16 protein-coding genes are annotated in these 17,805 nt (G+C 69.5%); 9 read left to right on the top strand and 7 right to left on the bottom strand.

Annotated elements, in window-relative coordinates; genetic code table 11:
- Positions 1-1,242 carry an RNA polymerase sigma factor gene (locus QJS31_RS31055; protein WP_282776281.1) on the top strand — a complete coding sequence of 414 codons (1,242 nt, stop codon included), beginning with the start codon at positions 1-3 and terminating at the stop codon, positions 1,240-1,242.
- Positions 1,243-1,535: 293 nt separating this feature from the next.
- On the opposite strand, the gene QJS31_RS31050 is transcribed toward QJS31_RS31055, so the two are convergent.
- The 4 genes from QJS31_RS31050 to QJS31_RS31035 form a co-directional block, all read right to left on the bottom strand.
- Positions 1,536-1,958, bottom strand: a complete 423-nt coding sequence (locus QJS31_RS31050; RefSeq protein WP_282776278.1) for an Hsp20/alpha crystallin family protein — start codon at positions 1,956-1,958, stop codon at positions 1,536-1,538.
- A 70-nt stretch (positions 1,959-2,028) separates the two neighbouring features.
- On the bottom strand, positions 2,029-3,789 hold the full coding sequence (locus QJS31_RS31045) for an ABC transporter ATP-binding protein (protein ID WP_306358371.1): 1,761 nt from the start codon (positions 3,787-3,789) through the stop codon (positions 2,029-2,031).
- Positions 3,786-5,558 (bottom strand): ABC transporter ATP-binding protein, encoded by a 1,773-nt coding sequence (locus tag QJS31_RS31040; protein WP_282776275.1) that lies wholly within the window; start codon positions 5,556-5,558, stop codon positions 3,786-3,788. The genes QJS31_RS31045 and QJS31_RS31040 overlap by 4 nt, the downstream gene beginning before the upstream one ends.
- A gap of 85 nt (positions 5,559-5,643) precedes the next feature.
- Positions 5,644-6,324, bottom strand: a complete 681-nt coding sequence (locus tag QJS31_RS31035; RefSeq protein WP_282776273.1) for a TetR/AcrR family transcriptional regulator — start codon at positions 6,322-6,324, stop codon at positions 5,644-5,646.
- A 132-nt stretch (positions 6,325-6,456) separates the two neighbouring features.
- Here QJS31_RS31035 and QJS31_RS31030 point away from each other — a divergent pair, with 132 nt between their 5' ends.
- Positions 6,457-6,798 (top strand): hypothetical protein, encoded by a 342-nt coding sequence (locus tag QJS31_RS31030; RefSeq protein ID WP_282776271.1) that lies wholly within the window; start codon positions 6,457-6,459, stop codon positions 6,796-6,798.
- Positions 6,799-6,802: 4 nt separating this feature from the next.
- Here the strand turns inward: QJS31_RS31030 and QJS31_RS31025 are convergent, their stop codons facing one another.
- Both QJS31_RS31025 and QJS31_RS31020 read right to left on the bottom strand, forming a co-directional pair.
- Complete coding sequence (locus tag QJS31_RS31025) at positions 6,803-8,227, bottom strand: DUF1254 domain-containing protein (protein ID WP_282776270.1); 1,425 nt, start codon at positions 8,225-8,227, stop codon at positions 6,803-6,805.
- Positions 8,228-8,297: 70 nt separating this feature from the next.
- Positions 8,298-8,909, bottom strand: coding sequence for a TetR/AcrR family transcriptional regulator (locus QJS31_RS31020; protein WP_282776269.1), 612 nt, complete (start codon positions 8,907-8,909; stop codon positions 8,298-8,300).
- Between the two features lie 62 nt (positions 8,910-8,971).
- Between QJS31_RS31020 and QJS31_RS31015 the strand changes: the two genes are divergently transcribed.
- Positions 8,972-10,252, top strand: coding sequence for an oxygenase MpaB family protein (locus tag QJS31_RS31015; protein ID WP_282776267.1), 1,281 nt, complete (start codon positions 8,972-8,974; stop codon positions 10,250-10,252).
- A 149-nt stretch (positions 10,253-10,401) separates the two neighbouring features.
- Here QJS31_RS31015 and ectB read toward each other — a convergent pair whose 3' ends face one another.
- Positions 10,402-11,664: a diaminobutyrate--2-oxoglutarate transaminase gene (gene ectB, locus QJS31_RS31010; protein WP_306358370.1), complete on the bottom strand. Its 1,263-nt coding sequence runs from the start codon at positions 11,662-11,664 to the stop codon at positions 10,402-10,404.
- Between the two features lie 146 nt (positions 11,665-11,810).
- Here ectB and QJS31_RS31005 point away from each other — a divergent pair, with 146 nt between their 5' ends.
- From QJS31_RS31005 to QJS31_RS30980, 6 genes are all read left to right on the top strand, one after another.
- Positions 11,811-12,614 carry an ABC-2 family transporter protein gene (locus QJS31_RS31005; protein WP_282776263.1) on the top strand — a complete coding sequence of 268 codons (804 nt, stop codon included), beginning with the start codon at positions 11,811-11,813 and terminating at the stop codon, positions 12,612-12,614.
- Positions 12,607-13,419, top strand: coding sequence for an ABC transporter permease (locus QJS31_RS31000; protein WP_282776260.1), 813 nt, complete (start codon positions 12,607-12,609; stop codon positions 13,417-13,419). Before QJS31_RS31005 ends, QJS31_RS31000 begins: the two co-directional genes overlap by 8 nt.
- The gene (locus QJS31_RS30995) at positions 13,416-14,402 is read left to right on the top strand and encodes an ATP-binding cassette domain-containing protein (protein WP_282776258.1); all 987 of its coding nucleotides are present in this window, start codon (positions 13,416-13,418) and stop codon (positions 14,400-14,402) included. The genes QJS31_RS31000 and QJS31_RS30995 overlap by 4 nt, the downstream gene beginning before the upstream one ends.
- 189 nt (positions 14,403-14,591) lie before the next feature.
- Positions 14,592-16,946, top strand: a complete 2,355-nt coding sequence (locus QJS31_RS30990; RefSeq protein WP_306358369.1) for an ATP-binding protein — start codon at positions 14,592-14,594, stop codon at positions 16,944-16,946.
- Positions 16,943-17,371, top strand: coding sequence for a roadblock/LC7 domain-containing protein (locus QJS31_RS30985; protein WP_039811017.1), 429 nt, complete (start codon positions 16,943-16,945; stop codon positions 17,369-17,371). The genes QJS31_RS30990 and QJS31_RS30985 overlap by 4 nt, the downstream gene beginning before the upstream one ends.
- Positions 17,368-17,802 (top strand): DUF742 domain-containing protein, encoded by a 435-nt coding sequence (locus tag QJS31_RS30980; protein WP_282776253.1) that lies wholly within the window; start codon positions 17,368-17,370, stop codon positions 17,800-17,802. The genes QJS31_RS30985 and QJS31_RS30980 overlap by 4 nt, the downstream gene beginning before the upstream one ends.
- Positions 17,803-17,805: the final 3 nt, after the last annotated feature.

Raw genomic sequence — 17,805 nt, 5'->3', positions numbered from 1 at the left:
TTGCCTTCCGCCACCGTCGATACCGCGACCATCGAGCGGGTGTTCGCCGAACACTACGGTCGCGCCGTCGCCAGTCTGATCCGCGTGTTCGGCGATGCCGATATCGCCGAAGACGCGGTGCAAGACGCCTTCACGACGGCGGTGGATCGCTGGCCTGCCGAGGGGTTGCCGCCGAGCCCGCCCGGCTGGATCATCACCACCGCGCGCAATCGGGCCGTGGATCGACTGCGGCGCGAGGCGGCTCGACACAGCCGCTACGCGGAGGCCGCCCTCCTGCACGCCCGCAACGAACCACCCGAGACCGGTGCGGTCCGCGACGATCGACTCCGGCTCATCTTCACCTGCTGCCATCCCGCACTCGCACCCGCCGCGCGGGTCGCACTCACTCTGCGGCTGCTGGGCGGTCTGACCACCGGCGAGATAGCCCGAGCCTTCCTGGTATCGGAATCGACCATGGCACAGCGCATCTCCCGTGCGAAGGGCAAGATCCGCGATGCCCGCATCCCCTATCGGGTACCGACGGACGCCGACCTGCCCGCGCGGCTGGACTCGGTGCTGACCACCCTGTACCTCATCTTCACCGAAGGCCATAACGCCACCTCCGGCGACCGGTTGGTCCGCGCCGATCTGTGCGCCGAGGCCATCCGCCTGGGTCGACTGCTCGCCGAACTCATGCCCGACGAGCCGGAAGTCCGGGGACTGCTGGCACTCATGCTGCTCACCGACTCCCGTCGCGCCGCGCGCACCGACGCCGACGGGGGCGTGGTACCGCTGCCGGAACAGGATCGCGGCCGCTGGGACCACGACCTGATCACCGAGGGTCACGCGCTGGTCCGAGAGTGCCTGCGCCGCAATCAACCCGGGCCCTACCAGATTCAGGCCGCCATCAATGCGGTGCACACGGACGCCGCCGCGGCCGCACAGACCGACTGGCGGCAAATCCTCGCCCTGTACGACCAGCTCACGGCGCTGTCCCCCGGCCCGATCGTGGCTCTCCACCGTGCGGTGGCGGTCGCCGAGGTGCACGGCCCGGAGGCGGGCCTCGCCGCCGTCGATACCCTCGACCTCGCCGAATACCATCTGTACCACGCCATCCGCGCGAGGCTGCTGCACCGGCTCGGACGCCTCGCCGCCGCCGAACGCGCATATGCCGCTGCCCTGGAGCGCACGAAGAACACGGCCGAGCGTGCCTTCCTCACCACCATGAGGGCGGAAACAGGCCGGGTGAGCCCGGAAGCATGATGACCGGGCCCACCCGTTACGGAGGAGTCGAACGAAGCGTTCGCGAGGGAAGATATCTGCCGTGTCGCGGCGACCGACGCGGGTCGCCTGCTGCGCCACAACGGTGACCGTGCACAGCGGATCACCCGATCACGAAGGTGTCCGCGGAGTGCCGGAGGCAGGCGTGACGACGCGTGCCGGCCGCGAAACGGCTGTCGAGCGATTCGAATGGACAGGCACCACCTCACTTCCATGCGCGACTGATATCTCGGCGTCTGCACGACGCGAGCTCGGGGGCCGTCGCCGGGTGTGGGTCAGGCGTCGATGGCCTGGCGCTCGCGCTCGGGGCGGGCGACTTCGATCTTGCGGGGCTTGGCCTGTTCGGCGATCGGAATGACCAAGCGCAGCACACCATCTCGGTAGTCGGCGCGAATCCGCTCGGTATCGAGGCTCTCACCGAGGAACAACTGTCGGCTGAACACGCCGCGGGAGCGTTCCGCGGCGATCATCGAACGGTCCGAATCCAGTTCCGGGCGGGTGGCCCGCACCGTCACCACATTGCGTTCGACATCCAGATCCAGGGAGTCCGGGTCGATGCCGGGCAGATCCAACTCCACCAGGAACTCGTCGCCGTCACGCCAGGCGTCCATCGGCATCACCGCCGGACGCGCCGCGGTGCCGAACACCTGCTGCGCCCACCGGTCCAGATCGCGGAACGGATCCGCGCGCATCAGCATGGTCGCCACTCCAACTCACTCCAATCTCATTCGAAGTGGATTAGATAACTTGTGTCTGCTGACATAGATATTATTTAGCACTCCCCGCAGGAGAGTGCAAGCCCGTTCGTGGCGTCAGTCGCCAGCCCTGTGCCCGTTCCCGTTCGCGCCAGAAGTCGCGGTAGCGGCCGGGGACGGCGAGCAGGTCGGCGTGGGTGCCCCGCTGGGCGATGCCGCCCTCGTCCAGGACCAGGATCTGGTCCGCGCTGGCGATGGTGTGCAGGCGGTGGGCCACCACCAGGACGGTGCGGTCTCGGGCCAGGGTGCGCAGAGCGGCGGCGACGGCGGCCTCGTTGTCGGGGTCCAGGGCGGCGGTGGCCTCGTCCAGGAGGACGATCGGGGATTGCTTGATCAGGGCGCGGGCGATCGAAACCCGTTGGCGCTCACCGCCGGAGAGGCTGACGCCGCCCTCGCCGACCCGGGTTCGCCAGCCGTCGGGGAGGCGTTCCACGATCTCGTCCACGTGGGCGGCGCGGGCGGCCGCATGGACTTCTTCGACGGTGGCGTCGGGGCGGCCGAGGCGGATATTGGCCTCGATGGTGTCGTCGAACAGGTAGACGTCCTGGAAGACCATGGCCAACTGACCCATCAGCGCCTCGGTGGTCAGCTCACGCACATCGACGCCACCGATGCGCACGGTACCCGCGTCCACATCCCAGAAGCGAGCGGCCAGGCGCAGCAGCGTGGTCTTGCCGGAGCCCGAGGGGCCGACGATGGCGGTCAGGGTGCCGGGGCGGGCCGTGAAGCTCACATTCCGCAGCACCGGGCGGTCGTCGTAGCGGAAGGCGACCTGGCCGAACTCCACCGTGCCGGGCGAGACCGGTTGCCGCACCGTTCCTTCCGGCAGCGGCGGCACGGCCAGCACCTCGTCGAGCCGGTCGATGTCCTCGGCCGCCATGCGCAGCGCCGCGGCGTGATCCACGATCTCGATGAGCGGCCCGGTGAACCTGGTGACGAGGACGAGCAGGGCGACGAGTTCGGCGGCATCGAGCGAACCGCCCAGGGCCAGCGCCACACCGATACTCATGAGCGCGAGGAACGCGGCCTGCACCGCGACCGAGAAGGTGAGCAGCGACCCGACCGCACGGCGATTCAGGGCACCGTAGGCCCGCCGCTGCCCCGCGAGCGCGTCGTCGAGCAGACGGTTGCCCGCTCCCCCGCGCCCGAAGGCCCGCAGCACCGGCTGGTTCTGCGCGAATTCCACCACCCGCCCGGCCGATTCGACGGCCGCGTGGTCGATATCGCCGAAACTCCGCGCCATCGCGGTCTGCGCCCGCTCGTGGGTGAACAGCAGGATCAGGCCCGCGACGACCAGCGCGACCGCGAGCCGCCACTCGAACACCACCATCCCCACGGCCACCACGGCGGGCGTCACCGCAGCGGCGATCACCGGCTGCATGAGGTGCGCGGGCACGCTGACGATATTGGTCGTGCCCTGGGAGAGCGAGTGCGTCAGGCGGCCGATACGGTCGGTTCCGTACCAGCCCAATGGAAGTCGCGCCAGATGGTCGCCGATGCGGTGGTGCATGCCGAACAGCAGCGCGTCGGCGACCCGCTGCCCCTGCCGGGCCTGCGCGTAGAAGACCACGCAGGTGGCGACGGTGGTCACGCCCAAGGCCGCGAGCCAGGGCAGTGCGGCGCTCCGATCGCCGTCGAGCATCGCCCGCAGCACCGGAACCACCAGCAGGACACAGAGTCCCTGAAGTACCGAGAAGGTGACGATCAGGCCGAGCCACCGCGTGAACCGCGGCCGATCGCCCGGGTCGACGATGCGGAAAAGCTTGCGGATCACAGTGATTCCTCCCGATCACGAGTCTGGGCGTGCCACATGCGGGCGTACGCGCCGCCCGCGGCGAGCAGTTCGCGGTGGCGGCCCGCTTCGACCACGCGGCCGTGTGAGAGCACGACAATGCGATCGGCACCGCGAATGGTGTGCAGCCGGTGGGCGATCACCAGCAACGTGCGACCGGAAACCAAGCGCGACAGGGCGTCCTGCACCGCGGCCTCCGATTCCGGGTCGGCGAAGGCGGTCGCCTCGTCGAGCACCAGCACCGGGGTGTCGGCCAGCAGTGCGCGGGCGATGGAGATCCGCTGCGCCTCGCCACCGGACAGGTGCGCGTCCACGCCGATGACGCTGTCGTAGCCGCGCGGCAGGGCCGCGACGCGGTCATGGATCTGGGCGGCGCGGGCCGCGGCCTCGATATCGGCGCGGTCGGCGTCGGGTCGTCCGAGGGCGATATTGTCACGAATGCTGGTGCGCAACAACGAGGTTTCCTGGAAAACGAAGCCCACCTGCCGGTACAGCGTGTCCTCGGCGATCTCGCGCACATCGACGCCGCCGATCCGCACGGCGCCGGAATCCACATCCCAGAACCGCGGCAGCAGGCGCGCCAACGTCGATTTGCCGGACCCGGACGCGCCCACCAGAGCGGTGACCGTGCCGGGCTCCAGCACCAGGTCGACGCCGTCGAGCACGGTGGAGCCGCCGTCGTAGGAGAAACGCACCCGGTCGAATTCGACTCGCGCACCATGCGGCGGCCGCGGATGCTCGACGTTGCCGAGTTCCGCGGTGGCGAGCAGATCCGCGATGCGTCCGGCGGCGTCCTTCGCGACCTGGAGGGCCAGCGCCCCGAAACCGAGCGCCAGCACCGGCCCGCCGAGCCCGACCGCCAGCATGACGAAGGCAATGAGTTCGACCGGTTCGACGTCCAGCCAGACCCCGCCGCCGAGCGCGGCCAGCAGCAGGACCGGCGGCGAGATCAGCGTGGAGGACAGCGCTTCCATCCGGTTCATCGGGCCGGACCAGGCGCTGAGCGAGCGCGCCATCTCGTCGGCGGCGCGCCGATAGCGGTCCTGCGCGCGTCCGGCCTGACCGAACGCCTTCACCACCGCGATGCCGTCCACGAATTCGACGACGGCGGCATTGACCCGGTCGAGTTCGGCGGTCCAGCGGTCCATGGCGCCGTTCTCGTCCCGCATCATCCACAACTGGATGCCGAACCAGAGCAGCAGCGGCACCAGGCAGACCAGCGCCAGCCGCCAGTCCAGGACGAACAGGTAGCCCAGCGCCACGATCGGTGTCACGATCCCGGCCACCAGATCGTTGAGCGCGTGCGCCACGACATGATGCACCGACGCCACATCATCGGACAGCACCCGCTTCACCCGACCGGAACTGCGAGCGGTGAACCAGCCCAGCGGAACTCGGCTCAACCGCGCGGCCATCCGGCGACGGATCTCCAGCCCCACATCGGCGTCGGCGATATGGCTGATGGTGTAAGCCGCTGCCGCACAGAGGGTTCGGACCACGAAACCGGCGACCGCGACGGCCACCCATCCCCAGACCGCGGCACGGTCCACCGCCGTCCCGGCGAGCAGTTCGCGCGCGATCTCGACCACGGCGATATAGGGCGCGAGTCCGGCGAGGGTGCCCACCAGCTGCAGGGCGGCGGCCCCGGCGAGCCGGTGCCGCACCGGCCCCAGCACGACTGCCAGGCCGCCGCGCTCGCGCGGTGGCGGGGTCTCCTCGGACGTCACCGGTTCCAGCACCGCGGTACTCATGACCCCTCCACAAATTAGATCACTGTTCTAATTTGGAGTGTACCGAGCATCCCGACAATGACAAGCGATCGCCGGCACAGCGCGGCTAACCGGCCTCGACGATCTGTCGCAGGCGCGCTTCCAACCCGTCCAGCACGCGATCCAGCGCGTAGCGGCAGTACTCCCGCCGCGCCGCCGCCACGCCCTCGGGAGCCGTGACGAACCCCGCCATCATGCGCCGCATCCGCTCCACCCCGGTCGACGGATGCGCGGCGAGCAACCGCTCCAGCCCAGCGAGGCCGAATCCCTCGTCCTCGCGTTGGTCACCGATGGAGATCAACCCGAGGCAGGTGTTGAAGGCGACGGTGTACGCCGGGGCCGCCTCCTCGCCCCAGCCCGCCTCGATCATGCGGGTCAGCCCCGCGTCGACCATGGGCAGCAACCCCTCGGTCTGCGGACCGTTGCGCAGCAGCCAGGCGGCCACCCCCGGATACCGCGACAGCTGATCGATCATGGCCGACAGCTCCGCGTACAGCCCTGCGCGCCAATCGGTATCGTCGAAGGTCAAGCCCATGTCCGCGTACACGCGGTCCACCACCGCGGCGCACACCTTGCCCCGGTCGCCGACATGGTGGTAGATCACCGAGAGCGAGGTGTCCAACCGGCCGGTCAGCTCCCGCATACTCCAGCCGTCCAGCCCGCGCTCGGCCGTCAATGCCAGTGCGGCATCGACGATCACCGCGCGCGACAGGCCGGTGCGGTACGCCCGGCGGGATCCCTTCGGCATCGGCGCACTCCTCCACGACGGCTCGGCGGGCGGTCAACTCCGGGCAACCCTATCGCCCCGGTGGCGGATTCCGGGCCACCCGGGTGGCGGCTCCCGCCCCGGGGAGGCGAGGTTTCGCTCTACACTGACCGCGTGCGCATTCGACGTCTGATCGCCCTGTCCGCCTGTGTCGTGTTGACCCCGCTCGGCGTGGCCGCCTGCACCTCGGAGGGCCCCGGATCCAAGACCGAGTGCCAGGTCAGCGGCTGCACCATCACCTTCGACCGGGGTGTGAACGCCAAGGCCAGCGTGCTGGGGGTGGAGGCGGAACTCGTTGCCGTGAACGGCAATCTGGTGACGTTGAAGGTGGCCGGACAGGAGGTGTCGGTGCCGGCCGGGGAGACGCAGCCCGCGGACGGCATGAACGTCTCCGTGCAGGAGGTCACGCCGGATCAGGTCGTGGTGAAGATCGCCACGGGCATCCAGACCAACTGACCGGTCACGGCGCGGGTTCCAGGGCGGGCGGCCGCCACTCGCCGCGCAGCACACTCGGTTGCGGCGCGTACAGGCGCATGGTCAGCGAGAACGGCCCCGCGTCCGGAATGGGCAGCCAATTGCCCGGCGGGACAGCGGATCCGGGATGCTCGTACTGAACCGCGATCTCCAGCGACCCGTCCGGATTCGGCACCGGCGGAATATGATGGCCGACCGAGTGCACGCCCGAGGGATGCGGGATCAGGAAGCCGTCGCCGTCGTAGGCGGTGATCGACCAGAAGGCGTCCACGGGCGGGATCTGGTCCGGCGGGAAGCGCAGCCGGTAGCGGTTGGGCGTGCCGTCGGTGTCGGCCAGCCCGTCCAGATTCGGATAGATCGCATGCTCGGGCAGATTCGCGCCCAGCCCCTGCTGGGCCACCCGGGCGCGCAACCGGTAGTCGGTGCCGTAGTCGCCGAGTTCGGTGGAGTACTCCCAGCCGTTGGCGACCGTGGTATCCGGATCGGTGTAGGTCGGGAGCTGCCGCCGGGCGGTGGCCACCCCCGCGGCGAGGTCGGCGGCGGAGATCCCGGTGACCGCTCCCCCGGGCCGGATGCCGATCCGCGCGAAACGCGCCAGGGCGGGTGCGTCCTCCGGCGCGGGCGGATTCACGGCCATGAGCGCGCACAGGCGGGTGAAGAAGCTGTTCGCATCCATGCTGCCGACCCGGAAGGCGGGCGGGGTCGTGGTCTCGACGGGTTTGACCGTTCCCTCGGGGGCGGGCCGCCCGGCCAGCCAGTCACCGAGTGGCACCAGCACCAACTCGCGTTGACGGGCCCGCACCGCGGGCACGTCCGCGACGCCGTCGACCTGGATGCGGCCGATCAGCCACACCATGGGCGTCGGCATCTCCAGGCGTACGGCGTCGTCGGGCAGGTCTCCCGCCCACCCCGGTCCGGTGACCACGTACGTATAGGGCGGTCCGGGCGCGTCGGGTCCCACCCGCGGCCGGATGCTGCCCGGACTGTGCACGGTATTGGTCCAGGCGTCCAGGAACTGCATCACCCAGAACCGGCCCGATTCCACCGCGGGCACCCGCAGCACGATCGGCCCCGCGGCCAGATCCAGCCAGGAGATGGAGTACAGCGTGTCGATATTGACGCGCACCAGATCGCGACGGGCCGGGGTGGGCAGGCTGTCGGCGTGCAGGAAGCGATTCGTCGGGACGATGGCCTCGAACGCGGCGCGGGTGGCGTCCATGAGCACCAGCGGGTAGCCGAAGACGTAGGCGTCGGCGGCGATTCCCCGAAGATCGGCGGCGTCGGTCGACGTCGCACCCGTGCCATCGTCGGAACGTCCGCAGGCGGCCAGGGTGATACCGGCCGCGGCGGCCAGCCCGAGGGCGGTGCGGCGCGAGACGCGCGTCGACAACCGATCGAGTTCGCCGTTCATGGCCTCCCATTCTCACCCCGCCGCACCTTCGCCCCTTCACCCGATTCGGGTGAAGCGCCTGTGCAACGGATCAGGAACGGCTGACCCAGCCGCCGATCATCTCCGCGGTCTCGTCGATGAGCCGGTCGCGGTCGAGCTCCGGCGGCGGTTTCAGGCCGATGCGCAGGGCCGCGGCCAGGCCCGCATTGGCCATGACGAAGGCGCGGACGTCCAGATCGTGCTCGGGCAGCGGCCCCAGCTGCTGGAGCAGGTAGGCGCGGGTGAGCAGCAGCAGGCGGCGTTCCAGGCCGCCGAAGCCCGCGCCGTCCACCGTCGCGTCGGCGGTGAGCGCGCGCACCAGTGGCTCCCGCTCGGCCAGCACCGCGACGATGGCGCGCAGGCTGGTGGCCACCGAATCCCGTGGGGACAGACCCATGCCGTCGAGTACGGCCGCGGTGAACCGCTCCTCCAGTTCCGCGAGCAGCCGGGCCCGCAGCACCTCCACGATCTCGTGTTTGTCGGTGAAGTAGCGGTAGAGCGTGCCGATGCTCATATTGGCGCCGGCGGCGATCCGATTGGTGGAGGTGTCGGCGATACCGCGTTCGGCGAAAAGTCGAGCCGCGGTCGCGACGATGCGCTCGCGGGACTCCCGGGCCCGCTCCTGCGTCGGACGTTTACGCCGGTGATTGCCGGTTTCAGCCATGGAACCGGTTCGGCGTGAAAAGTGAGTAGAACCTGAGCATCAGCTCATTTTACGCTGCTGACATGGTCCGCGAGAAGGTGCCCGCGACGCTCGATACCGCCGCGGCAGGCAAGATCCCCACCGAATTCCGCTACTGGGACCGGCTCGCCGATCCTCGGGTGCAGCAGGCGCGCCGCATGTTCCGCACCGTCTTCCGATTCGACCCGCAACCCGCGGAGGACCTGGTGCGCGCCTTCGGGGAGGCGTATTACCAGGCCGACCCGGTGGCCGAGGCGTTCGTGGACGAGGTGTACCTGGGTGAGCCCGGCCCGAAGGCGGGCCGGGCCATGCTCGACCGCGCCCTGGAGTACGGCGTGGATTCGGTGCCCGACGCACCGCCCTCCCTCATCCGGCTGTTCGAGGAGTTCGAGACGCCGCCGGACTGGCTGGACCCGGAACTGGTCGCCCAGGGCGCGCGGGTGTTCCGACGGTGGGGCACTTCGGTATTCAGCTTCGCCACCACCAGCACACTGGAGATGTATTCGGAGAGCTCCATCGCCAAACCGCTGTCCTACACCGGCGGCTACGCGGGCGACCGGGCGCACAAGCGGCAGCTCGAGACCGTGCGATTCTGGATCGACGTATCCGAACCCGGCGGGCTCGACCCCGGCGCTCGGGGACGGCAGACCGCCATGCGGGTCCGGATCATGCACGTATTCATCCGCCGCAAGCTCATGGCCCGACCGGAATGGGACTACGACGCCTGGGGCGTGCCGATCAGCGTGGGTGACGCGACGCTGACCCTGATGGGCGGCAGCGTGGTGCCCGGTCTGGCGCTGTGGAGCATCGGACACCAGACCACGGTGCGCGAAATCGAAGCGACACTGCACTTCTGGCGATACGTGGGACATCTGCTCGGTGTGCAGCCGCCGTGGTACCCGCGGGACTTCCGGGAATCGGTGCGGCTCATGTTCGCGGCCTTCGTCAAACGCGCACACACCGCGGGCGTGGACGGCGCGGAACTGGTGGAGTCGTATCTGCCCGCCTTCGAACCGAAACCCGGTACGCCGTGGCGCAAACGACTACGCGACGAGATCAACTATCGGATGCAGATCGGCTACACGGGCGTCTGGCTGCTGCCGTCCACCTACGCGCGCCACTCCATGCCGCGCCGCTTCCCCTGGGTGCTGCACCCCATCGTCCAGGCCCCGCTCATCTTCGGCGCGGAAACCCTGCGGCGCACCATCCCCGGACTGGATGCCGTCGCCGACCGCGTGCAGCGCCACCGGCGGGAGCAGTGGTACCGCAACGAGGTCGGGGACCGCGCGGCCGAATTCGAGCCGGTCGAGGAATTCCGGCGCTGAGCCCGGTGGCGCACGCGTCGACGGTGACGCGCATGCGATCGGCTCGGCACAGGGTGAAGCCGGGCTCCCTCCGCAGCTGGGAGCCCGGCCCCCTGTCGACACACCGGTGTGGGCGGTGGGCCGACGTCTACGCGCCGGATGGCGCGGGGTCAGTGGGCGTGGCGCACGGTGTCCAGCGCCCGGCCCAGCAGGTCCAGGCCGTGGTCGAGCTCCTCGTCCGTAATCGTCAGCGGTGGGAGCAATTTCACCACTTCGTCCTCGGATCCGGAAGTCTCCACCAGCAGTCCCATCTCGAAGGCGATCTGGCTGACCTTGGCGGCCTCGGAGGCTTCCGCGAAGACCAGCCCGTGCACGAGGCCGCGGCCGCGCGTGGACACGCCGTCGAAATGCGCGGCCAGGGCGGTGAGCCCGGCGCGCACCCGCTCCCCCTTGGCCAGGGTCGCGGCTTCCAGCGCGCCGTCGGACCAGTAGTGCCGCAGCGCCGCGGCACCCGTCACGAAGGCGGCGTTGTTACCGCGGAAAGTGCCGTTGTGCTCGCCGGGCGTCCACTGGTCGAGCTCTCGTTTCATGAGCACCAGCGCCATGGGAAGTCCGTATCCGCCAATGGATTTCGAGAGCGTCACGATATCGGGAGTGATACCCGCGACCTCGAAGGAGAAGAACGGTCCGGTACGCCCGCAACCCATCTGCACATCGTCGACGATGAGCAGGATGCCGCGATCGGAGCACAGGTCGGCCAACTGGCGCAGCCATTCGGGGCGCGCCACGTTCACCCCGCCCTCGCCCTGCACGGTTTCCACGATGACCGCGGCGGGGCGGTCCAGGCCCGAGGACGAGTCGTCGAGCGCGCGGCGCATCCAGGCGAAATCGTCTGCCGCACCGAGGTAGCCGTCGTAGGGCATGGGGGTGGCGTGCACCAGCGGCACGCCCGCGCCCGCTCGCTTGGCGGCATTGCCGGTCACCGCGAGCGCGCCCAGGGTCATGCCGTGGAAGGCATTGGTGAAGTTCAGGACGGTGCCGCGGCCGGTGATCTTGCGGGCCAGTTTGAGCGCCGCCTCCACCGCATTGGCTCCGGTCGGGCCCGGGAACTGCACCTTGTAGTCCAGCTCGCGCGGGTCGAGGACCACCTCGCGCAGGGCTTCCAGCAGTCCCCGCTTGGCCGCGGTGGACATGTCGAGGCTGTGCGTGATCCCGTCCGCGAGCAGGTAGTCGATGAGCGCCTGCTTCAGGATCGGATTGTTGTGCCCGTAGTTGAGCGCGCCCGCCCCGGCGAAGAAGTCGAGGTAGTCCTTGCCGCTCTCATCGGTCAGCCAGGCGCCCCGGGCGGTCGCGAAGACCGTCGGCCAGCACCGGCAGTAGCCGCGCACATTTGATTCGAGCGTCTCGAACACGGTCGTCTCGGCGGTGGTCATGGGCGTCCTCGCAGTGCGGCAAAGTGAAACGTGACTGTTTCTATCACTGCGAGGTGGCGGACCGGACCGTTTTCGCCGAATCCCGGCGGGGTGGCCGGAATAAATCCTTTGCGCCAGCGGCGCGGCCACCATACTGTCGACATCTTGTGCGTGCTGACGTAGGGATCTACTGGCAGCTGGTCCGAGCGGGATTCCGCCGACAGTCCTATTACCGATCGGCCATGGTCGCGGGCCTGATCACCAATGTGGTCTTCGGCTTCGTCCGCGCCGCCGTGCTGATGACCGCCGTAAACAGCGGCAGTGAATTCGGCGGCTACGACCAGGGCACCATCGGCGCCTACACCTGGCTGTCACAGGGACTGCTGGGCGCCATCGCATTCTGGGGCGTGCCGAATATCGTGGAGCGCATCAAGTCCGGCGATGTGGCCATCGACTTCCTGCGACCCATCGACATCCAGCTGGCGCACCTGGCGGAATACTGCGGACGCGCCGTCTACACCCTGCTGCCGCGCGGGCTGCCCAGCGTGCTCATCGGCGCGCTCACCTTCGGACTCGCCGTGCCCGCCACGCCGGGGCCCTACCTGCTCGGCGCGATCAGCCTGGTCCTGGCCATCGCCGTATCCTTCCTGTCGCTGTTCACCGTATGCCTGGCCGGATTCTGGGTGGTCGAGACGCGCGGACTGCGGACGCTGCACATGATCCTCGGCACCTTCCTGGCCGGACTCTTCGCACCGGTCCACCTGTTCCCGGAGTGGCTGCGCATCCTGGCCTACTGCACGCCGTTCCCGTCCATGCTGCAATGGCCCATCGACGTGCTCTCCGGGCGCACCGTCGGCTGGCACGCGGTGGGACTGGTCGGAGCGCAGCTCTGCTGGCTGTTCGCGCTGCTGGCCGCCGGGCAGCTGGTGCTGCGCGCCGGACAGCGCAAGCTGGAGGTGCAGGGTGGGTGAGGCGCCCTCGCGGCTGGCCCCCTATCGGGCCGTGCTCGCATCCCGGCTGCGCGCGCAACGCGCCTACCCGCTGTCGTTCGGGCTGGACCTGTGCAGCGCGCTCCTCATCGGCCTCGTCGAATTCGCGGAGATGTACGTGATCTTCGCCAACGTGCCGCGGCTCGGCGGGCTCGACCTCACCGCCATGCTGCTGCTGTTCGGCCTGAGCAATACCGCCTTCACGGTGGCGGACATGCTGGTGGGACATCTCGACACGCTGCCGAACTACATCCGCATGGGACAGCTGGACGCCTTCTATCTGCGCCCGCAGCCGCTGCTGCTGCAATTGGCCACCAGCGATATCGCGCTGCGCCGCATCGCCCGCCTCGCGGTGGCGGTGACGATCCTCGGCCTCGGCATAGCCCACAACGACATCGACTGGACCCCATCGCATCTCGCGTTGTTCGCCCTGACCCTGCTGTCCGGGATCGCGATCTTCGCGGGTTTGTTCGTCTGCGCGGCGGGGCTCCAGTTCTATCTGATCGACGGCGCGGAGCTCACCAACTCCTTCACCTACGGCGGTTCCTACGCCTCGATGCAACCGACCTCGGTGTTCCCCACACCGATGAAACTCATCTTCGGATTCCTGGTGCCCGTGGCCTTCACCTCCTATCTGCCGACCATCGCACTGCTGGAGCTCCCCGGCCCGCCCATGCTGCCGTCCTGGCTGGCCTGGGGCGCGCCGCTGGCGGCGATCTGGGTGTGGGCGGCGGCGCTGGGACTGTGGCGGCTGGGGACCAGGCACTACCAGGGAGGCGGCGGATGACCGGACAGATCATCGATATCGAGGAACTGACCAGGACTTTCGTCCTGCACCGCCGCCAGGGACGCTGGCGGCGACGACGCGAGGAGCTGACGGCGGTGGACGCCATGAGCTTTCGCGTCGAACCGGGCGCCGCGGTCGGCTATATCGGCGCGAACGGAGCCGGGAAGTCGACCACCATCAAGATGATCACCGGCATTCTGGTGCCCTCGTCCGGGACGGTGCGCACCTGCGGGCTCGATCCGGTCCGGCAGCGGCGGGAACTGGCCGCCCGGATCGGGGTGGTGTTCGGGCAGCGCTCCCAGCTGTGGTGGGATCTGCCGCTGCGCGAATCCTTCTCGATTCTCGCGGCCATCCACCGGCTGCCCGAGTCGGCGGCGCGGCGACGCCTGGACGAACTCGTGGAGCAGCTGGAGATGGCCGAGACCCTGGACACTCCGGTACGGCAGCTCTCCCTAGGGCAACGCATGCGCGCGGAAGTCGCCGCGGCCCTGCTGCACTCGCCCGAGCTGGTCATTCTCGACGAGCCGACCATCGGCCTGGATGTGCTGTCCAAACAGCGTTTGCGCGAATTCCTGCGCTACGAACGCACCCGGCGCGGCACCACGCTGCTGCTCACCACCCACGATATGGGCGATATCGAGCGACTGTGCGAGCGCGTCCTGGTGGTCGACCGCGGCCGTCTCGTCTACGACGGCTCGCTGACCGGACTGGCCGCCACCGTCGGGGCGCAGCGGGTGCTGACCGTGGACCTGATCGAGCCCTGCGCCGAACTCACCGACCTGCCGGGCGCGAAACTGCTCGACAGCGAGGGCGCGGGGCTGCGGCAGCGGTTCGCGTTCGACTCCGAGCGCACCACGGCCGCGGAGCTGCTGGCCGCCATCTCGGCCCGCACCCAGGTGCGTGACCTGTCGCTGGAGGAACCCGATATCGAGGATGTGGTGCGGCGCATCTACGAATCCAGCGCGAAACCGCTCGGTTCGTAACAATTCCGCGATACCGCCCGCGGCGACCGGCCGGACCGCCGCGGCTCTCGCGTACCGCCGACACGGCGGTGAGCCGATGGACATCTCGTTGTTTCCCGCCGGACCCGAACTCCACATCCCGCGCGAGCAGGATCGTGTGCGCATGTGACATGCCGTCCTCGACACGGTAACCGATCGAGCAGGAGTCGAATGGTGTTATTCCGACCTACGGCATTGCTGCCGAACGGTAGCGGGAAGCGCGCGCTGGCAACGGCATTGGTACGCCCGCGCACGATCCGCGCCCGGCTGCGGCGCATCCTGCTGGTCTCGGTGGCGATGGTGCTCGGACTGCTCGCGATCATCATCTCCCGGGAGGTCGCGGCCTACCGCGACACCGGGTCGACCGTACGGGCGGTCACCCTCGCCCTGGCGGTCCAGGATCTGGTCCACGAGGCGCAGCGCGAGCGCGGCCTCACCAATGGACTTCAGGGCGGCGACGATTCGCTGCGGCCGGTGGTGGAGCAGCAGCGCGCCGCCACCGATAACGCCCTGCTGGCGCTCGAACGCGCCGTGGCCGCGCAGCCCGCCGGTACCGACCAGGTGCGTTCGGCACTCACGCACGTGGCCGGATTGAGCGCCAACCGCGCCGACGTCGACGCCCGCCGCATCGACCGCTCGGCCTCCTTCCAGTTCTACACCGGTGCCATCACCGCACTGAACCGGGCCCGGCCCGGACTCGACAAGGCCGGGGAAACCGACTTGTGGCACGGCCTCCAGGCGCTGTACGCACTCGGCGACGCCAAGGAATACACCGGACAGGAGCGCGGGTTCCTGCACGGCGTCTTCGCCGCGGGCGGCTTCGAACCGGGCGAATACGTGCGGTTCCTCGATATCCGGGCCGCCAAACAGGCCGCGATCACCGCCTTCGACCGCGACGCCACTCCCGAGCAGCGCGCCCTGCTCATCGCCGCCATGCGTTCCGAGGACGCGGTCGGTGCCGGCGCTGCCGAGGCCGTCGCTATCGCGTCCACCGCGGGACCGCTGCTGGAACCGGTGAGCACCGCCGACTGGTGGCGGCAGATGACGGCCGTCGTCGACCTCGAACACGAGGTGCAGCAGTCGGTCGGAGCCGATATCCGCGCTCGCGCCGACACGCTGCGGGACCGGGCCGCGCTGCTGCTCGGCGGGTACGTGCTCGCGGCGCTGCTGGCCGTGCTGGCACTGGTGGCGCTGGTGGTGGCGACCGTGCGCTCCATTGTGCGGCCGCTGGCGCGACTGGCGTCGGAAGCCGACGACGTGGCGGGTCACCGGCTGCCGGAACTCATCGCGGCCTGGCACCGGGACGCGGACGCGGACCCCGCGCCGCCGCCACCGGTACGGGTCAGTGCCGGGGCGGGCGAGGAAATCGTCTCGGTGGCACAGGCTCTCGACCGCGTCCAGACCACCGCCTTCGACCTGGCCTCGGAACAGGCGCTGCTGCGGCGCAATACGACCGAATCCCTGGCGAACCTGGGACGGCGCAATCAGAATCTGGTGCGCCGCCAGCTCGGGCTGATCAGTGAATTCGAGCGGGCGGAACTGGATCCCACCGCACTGTCCAATCTGTTCGAACTCGACCATCTGGCCACGCGCATGCGCCGCAATGCCGAAAGCCTGCTCGTACTGGTCGGGGAGGCCAGCCCGCGGCGCTGGTCGGAGCCCATTCCGCTCAGCGATGTGATCCGGGCCGGGGCGTCCGAGGTGGACGACTACCGCCGGGTGATGCTGCGGCGGGTGGACGAGATCGCCGTCGTCGGCTCGGCGGTCAGCGAGGTGGCGCATATGCTCGCCGAACTCATCGAGAACGGATTGTCCTTCTCCCCACCGGATCTGGAGGTGGAGATCTACGGGCGGCGGACCGGCCAGCGCTACCTGATCGCCATCGTCGACCACGGCGTCGGCATGCCGCCGGACCAGCTCGCCATCGCCAATGCCCGCCTGCGCGGCGAGGCCGACTTCTTGGTCGCCCCCACCCGCTTCCTCGGCCACTACGTGGTCGGCCGCCTCGCCCGTCGCCTCGGTGTGCAGGTGGAGCTCACCATCTCGCCGGTCAGCGGCGTGGTGGCGCGACTGCTGCTGCCACCGGACCTGGTGGTGGACCAGCGCGCGGAGCAATCCGCACTGACGGCGAAAGACACTGCGCCCCAAGCGATCAGCGTGACACGGGACTCCGACGGCGCGGCCACCTGCGAGCGGCAGTCGTTCCCACTCGACCACGCACCGACCGATCGGACAGCGGGCCCGTCCCCGGCAGTGGAGGTGACGAACCCCCTGCCGGGCAACGCTTCTCGGATTGCGGACGAAGCGAACGGCACGGAGGTGCAACGCACTCGAAACGGGCTCGTCAAGCGGAACCGGAAGGCTCGGGGGCACACCGGTGCGGCGGAGAGCGGGCACCCCGCGCCGACTCGGCAGCCCAGCGCCGCGCTCGCACAACGCTCCCCCGACGAGGTGCGCGGCATCCTCGCCGGATTTCGTGCCGGGCATCAGCGCGGCGCGTCGAACACCCAGGAGGACCGCAGGTGACCACCCACTACACCGAGACCGATCCGCACACCTTCAACTGGCTGCTCGCCGACTTCGTCCGCACCACCGACGGGGTGCGCGACGCCGTCGCGGTGTCCTCGGACGGACTGCTCATGGCCATGTCGGCCGGACTGGACCGCACCGGCGCCGACCGGCTCGCCGCCATTGTCTCCGGACTCACCAGTCTGAGCCGAAGCGCCTCCCGCAGTTACGATTTCGACGGGCTCCGGCTCATCATGATCGAGATGGGCCGGGGCTTCCTGCTCGTCTCCGCCATGGCCGACGGCAGCAGCGTCGGCGTCATCGCCGACAACACCTGCGATGTCGGACTGGTCGGCTACCAGATGGCGGTGCTGGCCGACCGCGCCGGAGCGCTGCTCACCCCGGCGCTCATCACCGAACTGAGAGAGTCGCTGTCGCGATGAACGATCGGCAACGGCTCCCGGACCCCCGCATGATCACGCTGAACCAGCCCGCGGGCTGGGCTCGGCCCACCACCGCCCCGCGCGACAGCCAACTCCGCCCCGACCCCGCCGACGAACTCGTGGTGCGACCGTTCATGGTGACCTCGGGCCGCACCACCCCGCTGATGGACGGTCTGCGCCTGGAGACCCTGGTTCGCGCCACCCCCGCCGCGCTGTCCGCCCCGCTGCGCTTCGAACTCGAACGCGTGGTGCGGCTGTGTCAGCACACCCACTCCATCGCCGAAATCGGCGCGGCCCTGCGGGTTCCGGTCGGCGTCGCCCGCGTGCTGGTCAGCGATCTGGTGAGCGCGGGCCACGTATCGGTCAACGGGGCCGATGAACTGTCCACCGCCGCCATCGAAAGGATCCGGGACCTTGTCCGGGCACTCTGAGCA

The organism is Nocardia sp. CC213A (assembly GCF_030766805.1).
GTDB lineage: Bacteria > Actinomycetota > Actinomycetes > Mycobacteriales > Mycobacteriaceae > Nocardia > Nocardia otitidiscaviarum.
The sequence above is the reverse complement of the archived record's forward strand: the minus strand, read 5'-3'. Positions and strand labels throughout refer to the sequence as shown.